Here is a 21769-nt window from a genome sequence, read left to right on the forward strand (position 1 = left end):
CTGGAATTAATGTTATGGGGTGCTCTCCCGTATATGGTCATTGTGTTTTGTATTACGGCGACCATCTGGAGATATGTAACCAATCCGTTTAGCTGGACATCGAAATCAAGTGAGATGCTGGAGAAACGTATGCTGCGATGGGGAAGTTTACTCTTCCACATCGGCATTTTCGCCGTTATCTGCGGACATATTGCCGGTCTGCTTGTACCAATTGAATTTTATCATTGGATTGGTCTAAGTGATGAAGCGTATCACATGGGCGCTGTGTTCGGCGGATTACCAGCTGGTATTATCGCATTTACCGGTTTGGTTATTCTGTTGGTACGCCGGTATACGGCTCGCAGAGTGCGGGCAACAAGCAGTGTCGGGGATTGGGTGGCACTGGCCATGTTGATCATTGTCATTGTGACCGGGATTCTGGCAACATCGGCTAATGCGGTAAACCATAGTGGATTTGATTATCGTACAACAATTAATCCATGGATTCGTGGTCTGCTCGTATTCCAGCCTGATCCGACTCTGATGCAGACGGTACCCATGAACTTTAAGGTTCATATTCTGCTCACATTTGTATTGTACAGCGTATTTCCATTCACACGTCTGGTTCATATGCTGAGCATGCCACTCGGATATCTGAGACGTAGCTATGTGCTGTATCGCAGAAGAGACGGAGCAGTGTATCCGAATCAAGAACAACAAAAGGAAAGGGCGATGTAAATGCAGCACAAAGGTAAGATTCAACTGCCCTTGCAAACGGCAAGTCTTGTTCTTGGCTTTATGGTATGGGTGATTCTCTCGTCACTCATGCCTTTCATCAAAGAAGATATCGCACTTACATCTTCACAGCTGGCTTGGGCGACTGCCATTCCGGTATTAATCGGTTCGATTGCTCGTATTCCGATTGGGTACTGGACGAACCGCTACGGGGCACGTAACATTTTCATGATCAGCTTTGTGTTTTTGCTTGCTCCGGTATGGTGGGTTAGTCGTGCAACATCATTCAGTGATCTGGTTATTGGCGGATTTTTCCTCGGAATCGGTGGCGCTGTATTCTCTGTCGGTGTAACATCACTGCCGAAGTATTATCCCAAAGAACGTCATGGTTTTGTAAACGGGATATACGGAATTGGTAACCTTGGAACGGCGTTGTCTGCATTCGGAGCACCGTTGATTGCCGATCGTGTGGGATGGTCTACAACGGTATTACTATACAGTATATTGTTACTCGGGATGGCGGCACTGAATTTTGTTCTCGGGGACAAGAAGGAAACACGTGTTAACGTTCCGCTGATGCAGCAGTTAAAGGCCGTATCGCGAAACAATAAACTGTGGCTGCTATGTTTGTTCTATTTTTTAACGTTTGGTTCATTCGTTGCATTTACAGTATATCTGCCCAACTTCTTGGTTACTAACTTCCAGATGGACAAAGTAGATGCAGGTATTCGTACCGCAGGCTTCATTCTGGTTGCAACGATTATGCGACCTGTGGGTGGCTGGCTTGGTGACAAGTTTAATCCGTTCAAAATATTAATGTTTGTGTTCGGCGGATTAACTATTGCTGCGATCGTATTATCGTTTGCACCTTCATTCTACATTTATACAGTTGGGTGTCTGACTGTCGCGCTCTGCGCGGGTACAGGTAACGGTACAATTTTCAAATTAGTGCCAATGTATTTCGTCAAACAAGCAGGTATCGCTAACGGTATGATCTCGGCTATGGGTGGTTTGGGCGGATTCTTCCCTCCATTGATGCTGACGCTGCTGTACAGCATGACAGGTCATTACGCGATTGGATTCATGGCGCTATCCCAGATTGCACTGGTAAGTCTCGTGCTTGTCATCTGGATGTTCTATCAGGAGAAACTTCAATTGTCTTCTAGCATTCTGGAGAATACCATTGAAGCGATCCTGGTGACAGATACGAACAGTGTTATTCGTTCTGTGAACCCAGCCTTTACGGCGGTTACAGGTTACACAGCTGAAGAAGCGGTAGGACAGAAGCCAAGCATGCTGAAATCAGGCAAGCAGGATAAGAAGTTCTATGATCAGTTGTGGCAGGAACTGCGTGAAAAAGGATACTGGCAGGGCGAGATCTGGAACCGTAAGAAGAACGGTGAGGTTTATCAGGAATGGCTTAGTATTACAGCAATCCGTAATGAAGCTGGAGAAGTCAAATATTACGCGGGTATGTTCAGTGACATGAGTAAACCCGATCTAACGATTGCCTAAGCGATTCATGTAAACAGAACAGTTATTGAAAAAGTGATCCAACATACAGCAAGAGACCTTAACTTGATTTACAGTAGTTAAGGTCTCTTTTTGCACAAGCGATAGTTCAATTCACAGAGGATGTGATTAGCGTTCCTGATGAATTTGGCTTAACGCTGAGCTGTCATTGTGAATAACAGAAAGAACAAGTTAGAAGCAGGGAGCAGGATGTATGACACAAATTAGTAGCAAGTAGCAAGCAGTAAGAAACAAGAAGTAGAAAGCCATGAACAGCAAAGAAGCAGCAAGATGCAGGAAGCGATCTTGCTGTTATACTCAAGCGTCTCGCTGTTCTTTTAGAGCTTGCAGGTTGTGAATGATGATGCGGCTGCGATCAACCTCAAGAAACTCATCTTTTGCAAGCTGGTTTAGCAGTCGATTGGCTGTCTCTCTTGTCGTTCCGATGGAATTGGCGAACTCCTGGTGTGTCATGGGCAGATTGATGATGATCTTATCCCCTTGCTCCTGACCATGCTGCTCCGCAAGCATGAGAAGAAAGGAGAGCACTCGATTGCGTACGTCCTGACCAGAAAGCACTTGTAATTTGTCTTGTAATTCGCGTATTTTGTCGCCTAGTACACGCATGATTTTGATGGCAATTGAAGGTGTGCTTAGCATGAGCCGTTCAAAATGTCTGACGGGAATCGCCAGTAGGCTTGTCGGTGTGATCGCAACAGCGGTAGCAGGGTATGGATGCGCATTGAAGAATCCGGTATGTGGAAACATATCACCTGTTTTGAGAAAGGATACGATCTGTTCATGTCCGTTCTCATCTGTTTTGTAAGCCTTGACAATGCCGGTACGGATGAAGAATACAGCTTCTTTTTCACTGCCCTCACTAAAGATCACTGCCTTTTTGTTGATGCTCCGCGATATGGCGATATCTTCAACCTGTTTTAACTCTTCGGGGCTCAGATCCTGAAAAATAGGAAATTGCTGCAGAAATTCAGCTGCATTATCTTTGTTTACCCTGGTCATACAAGTTCATCCTCTCTGTAAAGCTTTTTGTAATGATAAACCTGATAGGAGGTTGTGATTGAATTGAAAAACAATGGAGGTACAAACGCAAATCCAATCGTTATTCCCCATGAGCATGGTGGATGGGCGATGGTCAGCGTACCTTTTCTCGTTGGTGTGGCGGCAAGCAGTCCCCAGTGGCTTCATGTGCCGCTGTTCTTTGCCTGGCTTGGCTTGTATCTAACCGCCTATCCTTTGCTGCAATCGCTCAAACGAAATGCGAATCGGCAGCGTTTATATAAATGGGCCGCCATATACGGCACGATCGCACTAGTCTGTCTCATTCCGGCTGTGATTGGTCAATCATCGCTGTTATGGTTTGGCCCCATGTTGGTTGGGTTGCTCCTGGTTAACATCTGGCATGTGAGACATAAGGCCGAGCGGACACTGACCAATGATCTATGTGCAATGATGGTCTTCTCCCTTGGCGGAGCGGCAGCTTATCTGATTGGCAGCGGTGAATGGGACTACGGAATGGCCATCGTTGTGTTATTTTCCTTTTTACATTTTACAGGAAGTACGTTCTTTGTGAAATCCGTCTTTCGGGAACGTAGCAATCCGCGCTGGATCAGGTTGTCACGTCTTGTCCATGTAGTACTGCTGTTCATTCCGGCTGCAGTTGGGTATCCATGGATGGGGCTGGCCTATGTCTATTCCGCTGTGCGAGCATTTCGATATGCAGGTAAAACAGTGCGTCCTATGAAGGTGGGAATTATCGAAATTATTGGAGCGGTACAGTTCCTGCTCTGGTTCATCCTGCTGTAAATCACATCATTTTATCATAACGTGATTTGTATCCACATCAGGTGATATACGTCACACCGTCAATGGATTGACATTTATAAATGAAGTCCACACGTTCTGTTGATTGTTTTTGAACTGCAAGCCAGGGTTAATGGGAGATAAAACAATCTGGAACTAGAGAGGGGCGAGCCCAAATGTGGACTGCATTGATGTGGGGCGGTATCTCCGCCTCAGCGGTTGTGATCGGTGCGCTTGCAGCACTATTTATGAAGATTCCGAAAAGGGTCATCGGCTGGATTATGGCTTTCGGGACAGGAACACTGATTGGTGCTGCTACGTTTGAGCTTCTTGGAGATGCATTAAACGATGGAGGCATACTGCCAACAGCTATCGGTTTTACCGCAGGAGCCGTCGTATATACACTGTTTGATCTGCTCATCTCGTCCAAAGGTGGTTCAGATCGGAAACGTTCCAGCAAGAAAGATTCAAGCCAGCAAAGTGGGCTCGGGATATTCGCAGGCACGGTGATGGATGCGATTCCCGAGTCGATCATGCTGGGTGCCAGTTTGCTGGCTGGTAAAGGTGTCAGTGTGGTGCTGGTCGTATCCATCTTTGTCAGCAATATTCCTGAGGGCTTATCCAGTACAGCAGGGCTGAAGAACAGCAAGTATAGCAAAGGCAAAATTCTGTTGATGTGGGTCGGTGTTATGCTAATCTCTGCACTTGCCGCTTTGGGCGGGTATCTGTTCCTGGAACAGCTTCCGAAGGAGATGGGAGCAGCGATTGGTGCTTTTGCCGGAGGAGGTATTATAGCCATGCTCTGCTCAACGATGATGCCTGAGGCTTTTGAAGAAGGAGGCCCTGTAGTGGGGTTGATCGCCTCGATGGGATTACTGGTGTCCTTGCTACTGGACATTTAGCTCTAAACATTTTCTGATCCGGTCAATGTAAACTCTATTACTATCAACGCTGATAACTTCAACATATGAAGATAAGAAAAAGAGTATCCTCTCAGATCGATCTGAGTTTCGGATACTCTTTCTTATGAGTTAATGCAATTTAGCGGCCAAGGAGAAATTAGTGACCAGAGCAGCTTCCGCCGCAGCCACAAGCTTCTTTAACAAGTTCTTTTGATTCAGGCAAGCGGTTCAATTCAACAGACTTTGTAAAATAGTTGCTGATCTGCTGGTGCAATTGGCTGAACTCACGCTGTGCATAGATAAATCGACGAATGAGAGGGTTATCATATAGTGCGCGTTCTTCCTCTTCATACACCTTAATTTCGGACTCCAACAATTCGATATTTTGCCGCTCTTTCTCTTCCAATGCTTGATGCTTCTCCATAAAACGTTCATATTGGGTTGTCGCTTGTTCATCCGCTGCAAACTCATCAATCATGTCACGCATTTCTTTATAGCCTTCGTCCTGCAATAGAAGGGAGCATAGCTCCTGCATTTTGTGCATAATAAGCTGTTTATCTAATTTTACAACGGTATTTGTACTCATGTGGTCAACCTCCTGATCTTTCCTTAACTGTATAATGGAATGAAGCTGTATACTGTGACGTTACTCACATTCCATGTGAAATTGATTACTTACCTGAAACGAGATTCTCTTATTTTTTCAGTGAGTTAGCTTCTCCTTGAGTTGTTCTAATTGAAGAATAAGGATGCAGTTACCTGTAACCTGCAAAAGCCCTTGTGTCTGCATAACGGTGAGCTTACGACTAAGCGTCTCGGGCGTAATTCCGAGCAGCAGTGCCATATCCTTTTTGAAGACGGGCAAACGAATTTCATGTTGTGCATGATTTCGGCTGTGAAAATACAACAGCAGCTTGGCGATCTTCTGTTCCGTTGTCAGAGCGCTAAGGGAAATGTTCCATTCATCTGTATCACGCAGCAGCTCAGAGACGGCAAGCAGAAAATGATATGCAAGCTTTGGATCATGCTCAAGCAATTGATCAAAGTCACGTTTGTTCATAGAGCAGATGGAAGAGGACTCCAGAACCTCAGCATTTGCAGGATGAGGCTTCTGATGAAGCAAGGAATCTTGTCCGAAGAAATCTCCGGGAAAAAGGAAACGAACAATATGCTCCTTGCCATTCTCCGTATATTTAGATAGCTTCACACAACCCTGATGAACCACATAAAGCGTATCTGAACGCTCACCTTCCTGAACGATATAATCTCCCTTGTTATATTGCCGAGAGTGAAGGAGTGAGAGCAGCAATTCGGAATCTGCCGGGTCAAGATGCTGGAACAGGGATACTTTGGAGAAACAGGCATCCTGATTTTCATGTGTACATATCATCTTGTGAATCACCTCGATTGTTCAGAATAGTATGAAGCAGTCAAGTCATGTCTTAATGTGTCATCGCTGGCCCACCATGATCTGTGCCATCCTTCGTTACACGAAGAACTGCAGACGCTCCTTTGGCAACATGGTTGAACTGGTGCGTTACAATAGGATAATCGCCTTCTTCGGTTACCGTGAATTCGACGACAGCACCTCCGCTTGCGGGTAGCATAACGGTCTGTATGCCGTACTGAATATTACGTGGATTGCCATCTACATACACACGATCCATAATGGTACCGACAACATGGAAGGAGGAGACTTTATTCGGCCCAGCATTGCTCACATAGATTCGAACCGTATCACCAACTTGGGCTAATAAAGGATGTTCTTTTAAGCTATAGTCATTGCCATTAAATACGACATAGTTAGGTTCTGCATTCACAAAAGCATCATAGTCATGCTCTTTGTACCACTCACTCTGAACCAGGGTATATTCCCGATCCACCAGATGATCAGAAGGATATCCCGCTTTGGGTTCAACAATAATCATGCCATACATGCCATTGGCGATATGAGCAAGCACCGGTTGTGTTCCACAGTGATACATGAATACACCAGGCGAGGATGTAGGATAGGTGAAGCTCCCTTTCTCTCCGGGCATGACATCAATGAATTTGCTGCTCGGGGAAGCATGCACGGCATGAAAGTCCATCGAATGTGGCATGCTGGCATCTTTATTTTTCAATGTGAAAATCAGTGTATCTCCTTCGGTTACTCGTAGGACGGGACCAGGCACGGTTCCATTGAATGTCCAGGCATTGTACATAACGCCTTTGGAAATTTCGATATCGGTGACTTGAGCAGTCATCTCAATGTACACGTTTGGCCCTTCTCGCCGAATAATGGGATCGACAGGCTCTTGACTGATTCGTGTTGCCGTCTCTTCAGCATGATGATCAGGCTTGACTGCGTCTGAACTACAGTGGGCGAGGGTAGCTGTGAATATAACAAATACCAATGACAATTTCATTACATGGATTAAAGAGAACATGGGCGCACAACCTTATCTTAGGACGTGTCTCAAAACGCGCTGAAGTACCTCTTTCACGACCTTTTCGCCCCCTGCTGCGTCAGTTTCCCTTGATGTGCGCCTGCACGCCTGCAGAAACCTTCCTTGCTTGGAACGAAAATTCGGTGAAGTTTGCGTCTTTCGGAGTTTTCAGACGTCTCCTAGTGATTTAATTCACAAAATTTAAAGGATTCTTTTCTTTTATATATAGAGTACATAAATGTGATGAGGACGGGTGTGATACGCAACACACTTGAGTCATAGAAAGAGAAAATGTTGAAATAGAAGAGGGCGTTTCTTGTACTACATAGCTGAGTTACATATAATTTAGATAGAGAATTGGTGAAAGGTGGAAGTGAAATGAAACGTTTCGAAGATGAAGGGGCATATAAGTATAACTACTACTATCTACTTCATCGGGGGAAGCAGATCGACGTAAAATGTAAGGAATGTGGTGGGCATGCGGTTATTTCTAAGTCTGGTGATCGGTTGGTGTGGGCGTGTTCCACTTGTTATGCTCAAGGTGCGGATGAACCAAGCTATCGTTATGATGCTAAGGGAACTTGTGTCTTATGTGAACGATGGTTCAATGTGCAAGTCACGGATGAGAAAAGAACACCTCACCAATCAGCACATGTGGAGTGCCCGCATTGTGGTAAAGTCAATCAAGCTCTGTTGTATCGTCGAGAGACACATCGAGGGTATTATCCAGAAATTCGGGAAGGGCGAGATCCGATCTTTGGTATGGAGCTGTATTTTCTCGATCAGGTAAGAGGTAAGCATGTCTGGGCAGTCAATCGCGAACATTTGAATTATCTCATTGCATACATCTCCGCAGATCTGCGAGTGAAACCTGCCAACTCACCTATGAAAACGGCCTCGCATGCGATTCCTGCTTATATGAAAAATGCCAAAAATCGAGCGCAGGTTGTCCGCACACTAAAAAAGTTGCAGTATAAAACAGGATAACAAGCAAGAGATATTGTGGTGGAGGATTACGAATGAAAAAAAGAGTATCACTGTCTGTTTTTGCATTCATTTTCGCTATGTTAAGTATTCCAGCATTTTTTATCATGCAAAGCTATGGTGTTTTTCAGAAAGAGAAAGTGCTATCAGACTATGCCTTAGCTATCGAAGTGAACGGCAAATCATATGCGACCTGGCCACTAATTAATGGTTATGCTGCAATGGACAAAGCTGAGGAGAACCGTCAATTTTACTACCGTATGGATACAAGTGGTCTTCAAAATCTGTTTCAATTAGCCTACCAAGAATATGAGATTGAGCCGAATGATACGAACCCATATTTGGCGGGACAAATAAATTATTCATCTGACGCAATGAACTATGTCCAGGAAGAGCAGCAATATCTCAATGCCAACGACTTCATACCTATAGTGAAGGTGTTTAATCACGATGGTCAACTGATCTATACATATGAAAAAACAGGCAAAGGCGATGGCAAATTAGTTCAGTCCATTATTCATCAAGGCATGACCCGTTCGAATGGCAATGGAAGCAGTAAGGCAGCCCGTGACCCGTATCTTAATATTACGGCATTGTTCCAGGATCAACTTCATATGGATGTTCAATTAACAGTGGATGAGGAACGTAAGATCGTTTCTATTCGAATCAATAAACCGGAGGCGAGATCATGAATGAATTAGGAGTACAACAAGGCCCAGCCTACCTCGAAGGATTGGTACAGAACTTGAAGAAGGAACAAGCTCATGAAGTAGAGTGGAATGGAAAAGTACAAACGCCAGATGGTCACGACAAGTTCCATATCTTTTATTATGGTGACTTGATCGACGATGATCTCATAAGCTGGCAGGATTCGACACCATTACTTGTGTATGCAGAGCATACCGTAACGGGTGAGCGTTATCTGCTCTTTGATGCTGCCAAACATGGCTATGATGCCATGTTATGTGAAACGTATCCTGAGGATGAGCTTAAAAACAGGCCTTTGCGTCCTTATCTGGACGTAGAAGGAGAGGATATTTTTGAAGTGTATTTAACCGCCTTCTATAATGTGCCGTATGATGATGAGTTAGGGGAAGATGTCAATGAAGATGGAACCTATGAACTGATCACAGGTGAACATCTGAATTTTGACTTAGTAAAACGTAATGGATATGATGCATTTGCAATTCAGATTACAAACCGTAAAGGGGTCACAACGGAGATTGTTCAGGAAGAGTTGGCGTAAGGTGGGCTAACTACTATAAATAGCATGATCTGAAGATGGGGGGATGTCATCCTATGTATATCGTATCTCAGGCAATGAAGCCCATAACGGCTGAAGAACTGAACCTTTTTGAAGAACAACATAACATCTCATTACCTTCATCCTATCGTAGATGGCTCGAGCAGTACGGGGAGGGCACTTACACCGGCTGGATGAATATACAGCGGCCCGATCGAGATGTGCTAGCTCCTTTTGTTGAATATGACTTCTGGATTCATACGGAGGACGCACCAATTAGTCAGCGTCAATTACAGGAATGTGTGAGTATCGGAAGTTCAGTGGATGGAGACTTCTTGGCGGTACACCCTCAGGTCGAGGGATTGCTCTGGCTTCCGCGCCATGATGAACATATTACTGTATGGGCTTGTGAGGATGCGGAATTTGGTGAACTGCTAGATCGAATATACTGTGGATATTATCAACAAGACAAGCCGTTAACTCCACATTATTATGAACCGTGGAATGAATTACGACACCACACATTTTATCATGTTGAGAATGGTGAGCAAGGTGATTCGTTATATGAGTTGGCTCAACGCTGTAAAAAGGAATTTAAGTGGGATGTTGTGGTGGAGAATGAGCATACCTGTATGTTATTTATGGCATCAATAGGCGGTTATCTGCGTTTTAATTATGCCTACGGTAGAGAAGTCGCCATGTTCTACGAAGAAACAGGTGATTCAGGTGGAGGTAGGGATCACGAGCTGCACTTGTTCTTAATCGCACATCATTGTCACCCTGTACATATCGGTGGAGTGGAGGAATGATTAATTGAGTTGGTTAAACGAGAAGATTGCACAGCAGTGGCGTCAAGAAGGTAGACGTTATGCACTACATGTGAATGAATTTGTACGCAAAAGTATAGCTGGTGAGACCCCAGATGAATCCGAGCTGGAGAATGATGGTCGAGCCAGTTTTAGTGCTGAAGTCTGGGAGATGGTGAAACAGGCAAATGCGCAAGAGGATGTGCTTCGCCTACGAGCTGAATTGCCGCCTGCTTCATGGCCTATGAGTGAACAGTTTCAGTCTGTTATGCAGGCAGTACAGGTTGTTGGATTTATTGCACAGGATGTCGTTTTATTTAATATTAGTGGTCATACGCAGGATGGCGCCGTATACACCGCAGATTCACAAGGAGTAATCGCTTCTGCCCATTATCATTTTGCGGGATGCTCACCGGATGGTGTGGATTATGCGTTTGCGGATGAAACTGTTATTCGAATCATTCGAAGACCTGACCGGCATTTGGAAGGTCAAGAGCTTGCTATGTATAACTGGGAAGATATTCAGTCTAGTCTTCATAACACGCTTCCTCAGATCGAGTCGCTAGCGGATTGTGAATATCCGGAACGTTCACTTATCGAGCTGATCCCATTCAACGATGGGCAATCTCTTCTTATTTTGTCCACGTATGGCGTTCATCTGGTCGAACAATCCCAAGTTTCCTTGCTTCATCCCGATCCGTCGGAGATTCAGGAATATGAATTGGAAGATACCCAAATTGATATGGGTCATGCGGCAGTTTCAAGGGATGGACGCTGGATTGCCTTTGGCAGTCAGGTGAGTAACCACATGTTACTGGATCGGACTCAGGATCATACGTATTCTTTGTATCCGGAAATTAGCTACCCTCATCATGCAATTTTCACTCAAGATAATCGTACCGTTTGGTTTAATGCATGTCACTTCTATAACGGTGTTACGATCCAGGTTAAGCTGGATGAAGTAGAGGTCAATGAGAAGAAAGAAGATTGGCCAATTATGGATGAGAATGCACGTGTGTATGCCTCGGCAGAGACTAAGCAAGGCATTGTGATTGGGGATGCATATGGTTATCTACGTTGTGTAGGCACTCAGGGACAGGAGGTATGGCGTCATTTTGTAGGCGGTACAATCTCGTCCATCGTGGTCTCGCCTGATCAATCCAAGCTTGCAGTAGGAACATACAGTGGCATGCTGCATGTTCTCGATTTAACTTCAGAAGGGATGGACGATTACGGCATTGGCACAGGCACGATTCGTGAATGCGAGCGTTATGTGTTATGGCGGGGAGAAAACCCAATGCGCTGGTAGGACGTTAGGGAGAATAAGGAGGACTTTTGTTGAAATCAGATATACACTCCAGGATCGATCAACTAATGGACGCTTTGCATCAATTGTTGGATGTTAAAGTGGTGGATGAAGAGATTAATGAATTGTACCAACAGTATAAACAGATCGATGGTACCTCCAAGGAGAGTTTGGCGGCGTTTGAAGCGGATTTTGATATTAAGTTGCCAGCGGATTTTCGTGCTTTTTACGAACGTAAAAATGGCAGTGGTTACGGATTTCATGTGTTGTACCCTGGGGATGAAGAGGAGCAACGGAGTATTCCATTCTATCTGATGTCCTTGGATGAAATTCGTGAGACCAAACGATTCTTTTGTGAAGTGGATGAAAAGCTAGAAGAGCATTATTCTGAGGAAGAGATTCGCAAGCTCGATCCCGAGATTAAACCATTTTTATTCCATAAGCAGTGGATACCTTTTGCAACGATGGCAGGTGGTTCGCTGTATATCATGCTGGATTTTGATCCAACAGAGCAGGGCAAGTATGGGCAAATTATTATGTATGTGCATGATCCGGATTTTGTCTATTATCTTAACGAATCATTCGAAGAACTACTTGAAGCATCCAATCGAAATCTCAGTTTGAAGGATGAAATCGATTATTGACGAACGAAGACAGGAGCTACATCAAGTAGCACCTGTCTGTGATTAATTACCTTACCACTGGAACAAGCGATGACCGTGAGATCCGCCGCCCGGTCCTCCACCATGAGGACCCCCTGGGTAGCCGCCGCCCGGTCCCCCACCATGAGGACCCCCTGGGTAGCCACCGCCTGGTCCTCCACCGTGAGGGCCACCTGGGTAGCCGCCGCCTGGTCCTCCACCGTGAGGGCCACCTGGGTAGCCGCCGCCTGGTCCTCCACCGTGAGGACCACCGGGATAGCCACCACCTGGATAACCACCGTGCCACCATGGGCCGCCTCCGATTGGATAGGGGAGCGGAATGGGGAAGAAGGGTGGGTATGGATAAGGGTAGGGATAAGGTGGAGGTGGTGGATAATATGGATAAGGGTACCCTGTAGGTGAAGGGTACTGAACAGAGCGTAAATCGTATACCATGATTGTGCCTCCCATTAGTTTGAATGATGATATCAGCCTATGCCTGAATGCATGCTCATGACACAAAATAAATTCAGTACGAAGACAAAAATGGAGGAGGAAGTGAATGACAACTGTATCTTTATATACCGATCCAAGAGAAACTGCCTATGATCAGATTATTGACGAATTGATAGAGAAGACCGATCGCTTCTTGATCGTAGATCGAGAATATGCATTAGATGATACACCTGAACGGGTTGCCCACGTTTTAGAACAATTGGAGCCCTATCTAATCGAAGTTTTCACAATGGATGATATCATGGTAAGAGAGCGATTTATGCATAATAGTAAGATAGACAGTCATGCGATGTACTCTAGCGGCAGTTATTACATATATTCATGCACTCCAGAGTCTGGGCAAGTGCTTAAGCAAGAGGCTACTCGATTTGGGGATTGGTCGTACCCCTCATTACCAGATGATCTCTGTTTTCTTAAAGAAGATGGCAGCGATTACTTCTATACCGTGGCACATGAAGGAATGTATGGCATGGGAATTACGGAGGAAGAAGCGAGCGGGTTAATGGAGCGCATTCCCGGCTTATTTTTCAAATTACAACGGCATGAGCAGTTTGATTGCTTCCTTGATGATGCCATCCAACACCAGACAGATCGTCTCAATATAACGGGCTATCTATTGTCTGAAATTCCAGATCGCATTCGCGAGCTCAAGCAATTGAAGGAACTTGAAGTTTTTGAGCAACATGTGAGTGAGCTTCCCCCGGCTTTCTTCGAATTGACCGCATTGGAGAAGTTGACCATTATGACAGCCGATCTGAAGGGGATCCCGCAAAATATTGGGAAGCTTACTCAGCTCAAGGAGCTTACGATTTATGGTGGCAGTGCGTATCATGTCGAACCTGGATGGAAACCCAAGCCTAAGCTGGAACTGGAGCTAAAACATATCCCTGCTGAGATTGGTGAACTGACAGAGCTAGTGAGCTTGAACATAGGTTACTCAGGAATTCGGGAGCTGCCTCCAGAGCTGGAGAAATTGAAGAAACTAAAGTGGCTAAATATCACCAATAGTCTGATTGAAGGAACTCCTGATGTGGTGTCTCAGATGCACTGGGTAGAACATGTTTGCTTGAGTGAACATTCTCTCGGTCTCAGTGTAGAAGCCCTGCTGGATGAACAAGAAATAGAGTAACATAGCTACCCCTAATAGACGTTTTCTATTCAGGGGTTTTTGTCATTTCTGTTTATCGTTCAGAATTGGGCTCACGAATATAGGCTGATGACATAAGCTGGCGTATAGGTTTTCACCTAACCGTAGAATGAAGGGCAGGCGTTAAATGTTGGCAACCTCGAATATGGATTACACGTCACCGAATACTGAATTCACCTATGATGTGAACCAAAATTTACTATTTAAGAAAGACGAACGAAATTATATTAATTCCCTTTCCATCCAACAGCTCAATACCCTCGGCAATACATCATTGTTGGACATTTTTCTCAGCACTGGCAACGTAGTAGAGCCACATATTCATCAGAATGCAACTGAACTGGTCTATTGTATTAGTGGTGCAGCTGTTGTCTCGCTAATCAATCCTTTTACGAACGAATTGTTGAATTTTCCGATTACTCCCGGTCAAGTGGCGAATGTACCACAAGGCTGGTGGCATTACGAAATTGCTACTGTAGATGATACTCACTTACTGGCGATTTTTGATGCACCTGTGCCTGAAGCTATTTTTGGTTCAGATATTCTGCGCCTTACGCCTCCTAGTGTACTTGCTCATACCTATTGTCTGGATGAGGCGCAAGTCCAAGCTACCTTGGCTCCAATCCAGAAGACCGTGTTTATTGGCCCACCCGCGGATTGCGTGACAGGTGTCTCCACCTCTCCTAACGCTGTATGCAAACCGAATAACCAAGCAAACAACCAGCCCCATGTAAATGCCCAGCCTTATGTCCAATTACAGACTTCACTTCACGCAGAGCATTCGTATGGAGATGCCGTGAATCCAGCTTATGAACATTTGCCCAACGCGTCTTACATGTTGCCGACTTCAAACTATACGCCATATACGATGCAGCGGCAGTTGATTGGTAATGGTTGGAGGTACTGATCATTCATCAATGTTATAAAAAAATATGAGAATCTTGTCACAGATGGAGCTCTTCATTTGTCTTCAGGTTGTAAACCAATTTACGGAGGCGAATGTAATGAAATTAAGATTGAACTATAGGAAAGTAAACCCAACTGCGTATAAAGCGATGATGGCACTTGAACAGTATGTATCTGGGCAAATCGAGGACAAGGTATTATACGAGCTGCTCAAAATCCGGGTATCTCAAATTAACGGTTGTTCCTTTTGCCTGGATATGCATGCTAAAGACCTGATGAAATTGGGGGATTACGCAGATCATATTCTGCTGTTAAGTGTATGGCGCGAAGTGCCTTTGTTCACAGAAAAAGAACGTGTTATGCTGGAGCTTGCTGAAACGGTAACTGAGATTTCGCATCAAGGCGTGCCAACAGAGCTGATTAATAAAGTCCGAGAGCATTTCAGTGAAGCAGAACTGGTGGATCTGATCATGGCGATTAATACGATTAATAGCTGGAACCGAATTGCAATTACAACAGGCATGTATCCGGGATGTTTTAATTAAATCAATATTCGATTAGTTCCGAAACCATCTGCCAGAGGAGGCTGTTCATATGAATTCCAAACCACTCCCCAATGAAACAGAATTGTCTTCTCTGGAAGTGGGTGAACTGTATACTCGTTACAAATCTTATGCATTCGCCGTCGCCTATCGCATGCTTGGCAGTGTTGTTGAGGCTGAAGACATTGTGCAGGACTGTTTCACAGGTCTTCAAAGTCAACCTTCCACGGTGATTCATAACCCTAAGTCGTATATTGCTAAACTCGTGGTGAACCGGAGTTTGAATGTGCTCAACTCTGCCCGTAATCAACGCGAACATTATATCGGAGAATGGTTGCCTGAACCACTTTCGGATCGGGAAACTGGCTTAGAAATGGCAGTGGAGCAGAAAGAGATGATCTCATACGCATACCTCGTTATGTTAGAATGTCTCTCACCAACAGAGCGCGCGGTTTTTGTTCTGCGTGAGGCATTTCAGTATGACTATCAGACGATTGCAGATTGGCTTGGAAAAAGTGAAAGTAACTGCCGGCAGATTTTCAGCCGTGCGAAGCGGAATTTACCAGATGATTTATCCTCTGTGCCACGAGCACAGACGACGAATAAGGCTCATGAGCAGATGCTGGAGCGTTTCACTACCGCTTTTCTGAATTATGATGTCAATGCAATGATGGAAATGTTGGCTGAAGAGCCTGTGTTTACTGCCGATGGCGGTGGACGTGTGCATACAGTCATGAGATCAATGAAGGTGTACAAAGGTGTACTAGCACTACTTACTTCACGCAAAGTGCTAACTCGCTTACGATCACGGCAATGGGTTCCCACACCAATTAATGGAGAGCTTCAGTTAGCTTTACTGGACGATGGACAAGTAACAGAGGTTCTGTGTCTGGAGCTCGACTCGTCTGGAGAACGGATTCGGGGCGTGTACCTGATGGTGAACCCGGAGAAACTGGGATCGATTTTTGTGAACATATGAAATATAGAATAACAGCATCATATCAAGGAAGTACGTATATGAACGCGAGGGAATATGAACTTAAAGAAAGCGGCAGCTCTCACATTGGAGTAGAGTTTATGCCGCTTTTTTGTGATTCTAACCATGTCTGGTTACTCAGGAGAATATTGATCCAGAATAGATTCTATCTTGGCTTGGATGTCAGGTGTAAGTCTATCATTAGTTTGTTCCAGAAGAATCAACACCTGCTCTAAACTTTCAAGTATTGCGCTTTTTGTGTCAGGTTCCCTTTTCGCTAATGCTTTCTCATATGCCTGTTTCACTTCAGGAATCAATGTGCGGATCTCATCTTCGGTGAACCAATCGTATGCGGGTGTATTATCACTTCCATAAAATAAAAAATGTACATACAAAGATAATGAATACTCTACCGCTGTACTGCGGCTGGATTGTGGGTATGAATTCAAAAAGGCCTCCATTGCTAACGTGCGCTGGATCATTTCGCCCCAAGGAATGATAAGGGCAGCATCTGAGGTCGAAGCCTGATTTGATTCAGCAGCCATGATATCAATATACGCAGCGATGTCGGGGGCTACGTATGGTTGAAGTCTTTTGTAAGCTTCATAATTGATAATCGGATAATATAAGCCTTCACTGGTCTCCAGTTTGTATCCGAGATCGGAAGCCTCCTGTAATAACTTATGCACGGCGGGATCTTTGATTTCTTTGAGCAAGCTGCTGTACGTCAGCTTCTTATCGTATCCTATATTGTCATGAGCTTGTGAGATCGTTGTTTGAACAGTTCCTGTATACATTTTTTCATCGATATCGGCTAATTTAAGCTTCTGTAACGTTTCCAATTGTATGGTCATCAAGGTAGCCTGTCTTGTACTAACCTTATGCACATGATTCAGCAGATATTTACGTGCCTGAATTAAACTAGCAGTCGATTTTACGGCATTATTTCGGTACTTCTGGAACTGGTGGTATACTGCTTTGGATTCTGGGACAGGTGCTGCCCATGTGGTTTGTGGTATAGACAGTGCTGCACCCACAGTGGTACATCCTAATGTTAGCGCAAGAATGCCTAGTTTGATCGAAGAGTTCAATCTCATTCCAGTACCTCCCATGAAAAATGTAGTGTAGTTTCCCGAGTTCGTTGCGGATGTAAACCTTGAGTGGAACCAAAAATTCAAGCTATACATAGGGTTTGCTTTGATTAAACCAGTTTGTGGAAAATCAATCAAGGTTCTATTCATTACATTTATGATTTTCAACCGGAGAACAGACGGAGAACAGACAAAAGAGCAGTCCTCCGACAACCTCAGTGGCTGTGTGGACTGCTCTTTCAATAGTTGTACGTGATTTATTGGAGTGGTGCGTTGTTGCTTCGAGGCATCTGTGGAGCCCCGGTTGCGGGAACATAAGCTTTAAGCATCTGTTGTGTATCGTTTGCATTAAGCTGTGGCACCTGATAGTAAGCATGTTGGTTTTGATACATAAAAATCTCGTAAGCCATCTCAACAAAATGCTGAACCTGTGAAGTGACTACACGTCGTACAGTTGGGTTTGTTATCTCAGGGGAAGACATTGCCAGTAATGATGCATGAGATTTAATTAGACCTAACATATGACCGCTAATTCCAGCATCCTTCACATCGGCAAGGGACTGATTGGGCTTCTTCGGTGCAGATGGCCTAAGTCCATACACAGGTGGAGTCATATTCGGAATCATATACGTAGCAGTCTCCTGGGATGGCTTCTGTCCTGTAGCAAAACATTCTGCAGTCAAGTTGTACTGTGACAACATAAAGTTGTATTGGCGATCCAAAATATCGAGCAAAGCTGTATCCACTACAAAAGTTCTAAAAATCATGTACTGATCCAATACATTAATTGCACAACTTAATATTTCATGCATATCGAACATCTCATGTCCGCCGTGGTTCAATTGAGGGATAAACCCTGGGTTAACATGATTTGTTGGATTGATTTGATTTTGATTCATGTGAATTTAATTCTCCTTTGGGAAATGGTATGATTCTATTATGTTTATTTCCAGTAAAATTATGTATTGTAGGAGGAAACTTAATCATTTTCAGAAGAGTCCTATCATTTTAGTTAATGTTAAGTGGAGGAAGATCATTGAGAGAGCTGAACTACGTTAAAATTTTTATTTATCTAAGTATAGTTACTGTTGTCACGGTAGGTTTATATTTTGTTACTGCAGCTTGGCTAGATCAGAGATATTTTCGATTTTTGATCTGGAATCTGTTTTTGGGATGGATTCCGTTTATATTCTCCTATGTAGCTTATGGCTTTAGTCATGCCAAATGGAGAGGAGCCCCATGGCTTGCGATTGCAAGCGGTGCATTATGGCTGTTATTTTTCCCGAATTCATCCTATATCGTAACAGATCTCATTCATCTGACGGCTCGAAGCTCGCGTTATTATGGTGGTCATGGTCTGAACTTTACGTATTGGTATGACTTGATTGTTGTGCTCATGTTTGTCTGGGTTGGATTATTGATTGGATTTCTCTCGATGTATCAGCTTCAGGAAGTAATCTATCGGAGAGTTGGACGGATGGCATCTTGGATTTTTGTATTGGCGGGTTGTGCACTAGGAAGTTATGGTGTCCTCCTTGGACGAGTCTACCGGTTAAACAGCTGGGATGCATTAACGAACCGCTCCTCACTCATCGCATTGATGCAAGAAAGTGTAAGTCGTCCATCCCTGGCGTTCTGTATGTTCTTTGGCACGTTTATTCTGACTATCTATGCAACACTGTACTATCTGATCAACACAAGATCTACACGGATGAGTAGTTGATTGAATGAGGTGAAGTTGGAGAATCAAAATGACGAACGGAGGATGATGGAGTGACAAGTATAACGAATGTAATACGTAAGGTAGAGGAAGTTATGGAGGAAAAGGACTTTTCCGGTGTAGTGTTATTACAGCAAAATGGAAAAACTCTCTTCTCGAAGGCTCGCGGATACGCCAATCGTAGTGAACAGATCTCGAATACTAGTGGAACGCGATTTGGCATTGCCTCAGGCTGTAAAGTTTTTACCGCGGTGAGTATAGGTCAGCTGATTGAGCAGGGGAAATTTTCTTACGAGAGTCGTCTAGTTGATATATTGAACATTGAATTTCCTCTGTGGGATAAAGAGATTACGGTACATCAGTTATTGACACATACTGCGGGCATCCCTGATTACTTTGACGAAGAAGTCATGGAGGATTTCGCGGAGCTATGGCAGGAGCGACCAGTCTATATGATGCAACAATTACATGACTTTTTGCCAATGTTTCAGAACTTAGCAATGAAATCTGCGCCAGGCGAACGCTTCCACTATAACAACGCAGGTTATATTGTGCTGGGACTTATTGTTGAACAACAATCAGGCCAATCCTTCACTGAATATGTGGAAGCACATATTTTCAAACCAAGCGGTATGAAGGATTCCGGTTATTATCGAACAGATCAGTTACCCTCTAACACGGCCATTGGTTATGTTGATCAGGAAGACGGTACGTGGAACACAAATATCTTCTCGATCCCGGTCCAAGGCGGGTCTGACGGCGGAGCCTATGTCACCGCGCAGGATATGATTCATTTCTGGAATGCATTGTTGGGACATACATTGTTAACGGAGGAGAGCACTCGGAAACTACTTATCCCGTACTCGCATCAAGAGGATGATGATTACTACGGACGAGGAATCTGGATTGACCAAAAAGGGAAAGAGATCTTCAAGTATCATGTCATGGGATTTGATCCTGGGGTGTCATTTATGTCCTCTGTGTATCCGGCACAAGGCATTCAACTCGTTGTATTATCAAATCAGGAGTGGGGGCCGTATCCAGTCACGGTTGCTATTGAAGAATCACTTTTGGTTTAGTGGAGGAAGAACCCTCAACCCGGTAGGTCATTCCTAACGAGACGAGGGTTCTTTGTTATGGCAAGGAAACACTTTGACAGTTATAGATAACGCAATAATTGAGGAGCGATTAACCTTGGAAACACATCCAAAGGAGGCTTCTCTTTTTTACGTTTATCATTGGTCAGCACCACAACCAGTTCAAGCGCGGGCACGATATATACGAATTGACCGCCAAATCCACGAGCGTAATAGTAGTTGAACGAAGGTAAGGCAAGGTCTGAAGCAACCATAGTTGTCGTAGATTGTACGCTTGTAGGATGCTCATCCTCTATGAATGGGGGAGACTCTGCTGAACAGGTATCGACCCACCAATGCCAAGCATAATATCCGTGATTAGGAGGGGACACCGCGATTGCAGGGGTGGTGGATCGTTCCACCAGATCTTGCGTAATTAAAGCTGCGCCATTCCACTGACCTTTCTGCAGGAACAGCATACCGAACTTAAGCAAATCCATGGGCAGCATTTTAAGACCGAAACCACCAGTGTGCACGCCTTGAGGGTCACTTTCCCATTCATAATCTGTAATTCCCAGTGGTTCAAATAAATAGCGTTCTGCAAACGTATTGACGCTCATGCCGGTTTGCTGCATCAGAATCGCTGATAAGATCTGTGATACGCCAGAATTATATTCCATGTGTGTACCTGGTGAATCGCTTAAAGTCTGTTCCAATGCAAAATGAACCCAATGATCCGTGCGTGTCATACGTGGAAACGAATTTTGTCCCCCGAACTCATCCCAGTTGAACCCAGCGGTCATCGTTAATAATTGCTCCAGTGTGATCTGTGGTTTTCTTGCATCTGCGTCAGTCTGAACTTCTGGGAAGAAGAACGAGAGCGGGGTTGATGCGTCTGGAATCTTGCCTTGATCCATCGCTATGCAGATCAGTGCGGAGAGCACGCTTTTCGTACAGGAATTAACTTTTGCCTTACTTGTCTGCGCTTCTTCGTTACGGTAATGCTGGTAGATCAATTCTCCTTTTACACTGACGAGACAGCTTCTCAGGTCTAATGTGGGAATGATTGAATGTAACATGTCATGTATAGATGAAAGATTCATAGTGTCCTCTCTGTCGCTCAGTTTTTGTCGTACACCATTAAGTCGAATAGGAGTGTCCATTATCTTAGCATAGGATCGGAGCGAAGCTCAATAACGGCAGCATGTTCACGACAATGAATCACCACATAAACCTAATTTCTTCCTCTACGAATCAATGCTCCGCCATCCTCAGGCATTATCGTCAACCTGGACTGGAGACTGATTTCAATTCTCCTTCTTATTGATACACTGGAAAATAACTACAAATGAATCGAGGTGATTCAGCACACAAACGTTGAAGTTACATATCATGTCCCCGCGCGTATCTACGTGATACCAGACAAAGGAGAAATGA

At 44.4% G+C, this 21769-nt stretch carries 24 protein-coding genes; 16 read left to right on the top strand and 8 right to left on the bottom strand.

All coding sequences use genetic code 11. The features are described from left to right. The first annotated feature begins 9 nt into the window (after window positions 1-9). Both narI and M3636_RS05095 read left to right on the top strand, forming a co-directional pair. The gene (narI, locus tag M3636_RS05090) at window positions 10-717 is read left to right on the top strand and encodes a respiratory nitrate reductase subunit gamma (protein ID WP_056692405.1); all 708 of its coding nucleotides are present in this window, start codon (window positions 10-12) and stop codon (window positions 715-717) included. Continuing rightward, a complete protein-coding gene (locus tag M3636_RS05095) occupies window positions 718-2229 on the top strand; it encodes a nitrate/nitrite transporter (RefSeq protein ID WP_251381446.1) in 1512 nt (503 codons plus the stop codon). Window positions 2230-2544: 315 nt separating this feature from the next. On the opposite strand, the gene M3636_RS05100 is transcribed toward M3636_RS05095, so the two are convergent. Next, window positions 2545-3246 (bottom strand): Crp/Fnr family transcriptional regulator, encoded by a 702-nt coding sequence (locus M3636_RS05100; protein ID WP_128101656.1) that lies wholly within the window; start codon window positions 3244-3246, stop codon window positions 2545-2547. 54 nt (window positions 3247-3300) lie between these two features. Here M3636_RS05100 and M3636_RS05105 point away from each other — a divergent pair, with 54 nt between their 5' ends. Together M3636_RS05105 and M3636_RS05110 are read left to right on the top strand one after the other, a co-directional pair. Next, window positions 3301-4050: a YwiC-like family protein gene (locus M3636_RS05105; RefSeq protein ID WP_353056265.1), complete on the top strand. Its 750-nt coding sequence runs from the start codon at window positions 3301-3303 to the stop codon at window positions 4048-4050. 173 nt (window positions 4051-4223) lie between these two features. Further along, on the top strand, window positions 4224-4949 hold the full coding sequence (locus tag M3636_RS05110; RefSeq protein ID WP_251381447.1) for a ZIP family metal transporter: 726 nt from the start codon (window positions 4224-4226) through the stop codon (window positions 4947-4949). Window positions 4950-5106: 157 nt separating this feature from the next. Here M3636_RS05110 and M3636_RS05115 read toward each other — a convergent pair whose 3' ends face one another. From M3636_RS05115 to M3636_RS05125, 3 genes are all read right to left on the bottom strand, one after another. Beyond that, window positions 5107-5535: a YlbF/YmcA family competence regulator gene (locus M3636_RS05115; protein WP_251381448.1), complete on the bottom strand. Its 429-nt coding sequence runs from the start codon at window positions 5533-5535 to the stop codon at window positions 5107-5109. A gap of 117 nt (window positions 5536-5652) precedes the next feature. Continuing rightward, window positions 5653-6339 (bottom strand): Crp/Fnr family transcriptional regulator, encoded by a 687-nt coding sequence (locus M3636_RS05120; protein ID WP_128101659.1) that lies wholly within the window; start codon window positions 6337-6339, stop codon window positions 5653-5655. 52 nt (window positions 6340-6391) lie between these two features. After that, window positions 6392-7378: a multicopper oxidase domain-containing protein gene (locus M3636_RS05125; protein ID WP_251381449.1), complete on the bottom strand. Its 987-nt coding sequence runs from the start codon at window positions 7376-7378 to the stop codon at window positions 6392-6394. Window positions 7379-7756: 378 nt separating this feature from the next. Between M3636_RS05125 and M3636_RS05130 the strand changes: the two genes are divergently transcribed. The 6 genes from M3636_RS05130 to M3636_RS05155 are packed head-to-tail and all read left to right on the top strand — an operon-like array spanning window position 7757 to window position 12361. Then, a complete protein-coding gene (locus tag M3636_RS05130; RefSeq protein WP_128101661.1) occupies window positions 7757-8365 on the top strand; it encodes a hypothetical protein in 609 nt (202 codons plus the stop codon). 32 nt (window positions 8366-8397) lie between these two features. Then, window positions 8398-9054 (top strand): hypothetical protein, encoded by a 657-nt coding sequence (locus M3636_RS05135; protein ID WP_251381450.1) that lies wholly within the window; start codon window positions 8398-8400, stop codon window positions 9052-9054. Continuing rightward, the gene (locus M3636_RS05140; RefSeq protein WP_128101663.1) at window positions 9051-9608 is read left to right on the top strand and encodes a hypothetical protein; all 558 of its coding nucleotides are present in this window, start codon (window positions 9051-9053) and stop codon (window positions 9606-9608) included. The genes M3636_RS05135 and M3636_RS05140 overlap by 4 nt, the downstream gene beginning before the upstream one ends. A 53-nt stretch (window positions 9609-9661) precedes the next feature. Then, window positions 9662-10414 (top strand): SMI1/KNR4 family protein, encoded by a 753-nt coding sequence (locus M3636_RS05145; protein ID WP_251381451.1) that lies wholly within the window; start codon window positions 9662-9664, stop codon window positions 10412-10414. 4 nt (window positions 10415-10418) lie between these two features. Further along, on the top strand, window positions 10419-11720 hold the full coding sequence (locus M3636_RS05150; RefSeq protein WP_251381452.1) for a WD40 repeat domain-containing protein: 1302 nt from the start codon (window positions 10419-10421) through the stop codon (window positions 11718-11720). A 29-nt stretch (window positions 11721-11749) separates the two neighbouring features. Next, window positions 11750-12361, top strand: coding sequence for an SMI1/KNR4 family protein (locus M3636_RS05155; RefSeq protein WP_353056266.1), 612 nt, complete (start codon window positions 11750-11752; stop codon window positions 12359-12361). Between the two features lie 51 nt (window positions 12362-12412). Here M3636_RS05155 and M3636_RS05160 read toward each other — a convergent pair whose 3' ends face one another. Beyond that, window positions 12413-12814 carry a hypothetical protein gene (locus M3636_RS05160; protein ID WP_251381453.1) on the bottom strand — a complete coding sequence of 134 codons (402 nt, stop codon included), beginning with the start codon at window positions 12812-12814 and terminating at the stop codon, window positions 12413-12415. Window positions 12815-12920: 106 nt separating this feature from the next. On the opposite strand from M3636_RS05160, the gene M3636_RS05165 reads away from it, so the two are divergent. The 4 genes from M3636_RS05165 to M3636_RS05180 all read left to right on the top strand — a co-directional run bounded on the left by M3636_RS05165 (window position 12921) and on the right by M3636_RS05180 (window position 16448). Then, entirely contained in the window at window positions 12921-14003 is a 1083-nt protein-coding gene (locus tag M3636_RS05165) for a leucine-rich repeat domain-containing protein (RefSeq protein ID WP_251381454.1), read from the top strand. A 145-nt stretch (window positions 14004-14148) separates the two neighbouring features. Then, a complete protein-coding gene (locus M3636_RS05170) occupies window positions 14149-14928 on the top strand; it encodes a cupin domain-containing protein (protein ID WP_251381455.1) in 780 nt (259 codons plus the stop codon). A 97-nt stretch (window positions 14929-15025) separates the two neighbouring features. Next, window positions 15026-15472 (top strand): carboxymuconolactone decarboxylase family protein, encoded by a 447-nt coding sequence (locus M3636_RS05175; RefSeq protein WP_251381456.1) that lies wholly within the window; start codon window positions 15026-15028, stop codon window positions 15470-15472. Between the two features lie 49 nt (window positions 15473-15521). Continuing rightward, window positions 15522-16448, top strand: a complete 927-nt coding sequence (locus M3636_RS05180; RefSeq protein ID WP_251381457.1) for a sigma-70 family RNA polymerase sigma factor — start codon at window positions 15522-15524, stop codon at window positions 16446-16448. Between the two features lie 131 nt (window positions 16449-16579). Here M3636_RS05180 and M3636_RS05185 read toward each other — a convergent pair whose 3' ends face one another. Together M3636_RS05185 and M3636_RS05190 are read right to left on the bottom strand one after the other, a co-directional pair. Next, the gene (locus M3636_RS05185) at window positions 16580-17542 is read right to left on the bottom strand and encodes a hypothetical protein (protein ID WP_251381458.1); all 963 of its coding nucleotides are present in this window, start codon (window positions 17540-17542) and stop codon (window positions 16580-16582) included. A gap of 251 nt (window positions 17543-17793) precedes the next feature. Beyond that, a complete protein-coding gene (locus M3636_RS05190; protein ID WP_251381459.1) occupies window positions 17794-18435 on the bottom strand; it encodes a spore coat protein in 642 nt (213 codons plus the stop codon). A gap of 137 nt (window positions 18436-18572) precedes the next feature. Here M3636_RS05190 and M3636_RS05195 point away from each other — a divergent pair, with 137 nt between their 5' ends. Both M3636_RS05195 and M3636_RS05200 read left to right on the top strand, forming a co-directional pair. Beyond that, entirely contained in the window at window positions 18573-19259 is a 687-nt protein-coding gene (locus tag M3636_RS05195; RefSeq protein ID WP_128101672.1) for a DUF1361 domain-containing protein, read from the top strand. 50 nt (window positions 19260-19309) lie between these two features. Beyond that, window positions 19310-20335, top strand: coding sequence for a serine hydrolase domain-containing protein (locus tag M3636_RS05200; RefSeq protein ID WP_353056267.1), 1026 nt, complete (start codon window positions 19310-19312; stop codon window positions 20333-20335). 80 nt (window positions 20336-20415) lie between these two features. On the opposite strand, the gene M3636_RS05205 is transcribed toward M3636_RS05200, so the two are convergent. Then, window positions 20416-21435 (bottom strand): serine hydrolase domain-containing protein, encoded by a 1020-nt coding sequence (locus M3636_RS05205; protein WP_251381460.1) that lies wholly within the window; start codon window positions 21433-21435, stop codon window positions 20416-20418. Between the last annotated feature and the right edge of the window lie 334 nt (window positions 21436-21769).

The organism is Paenibacillus sp. MER 99-2, assembly GCF_023714095.1.
Classification (GTDB): domain Bacteria; phylum Bacillota; class Bacilli; order Paenibacillales; family Paenibacillaceae; genus Paenibacillus.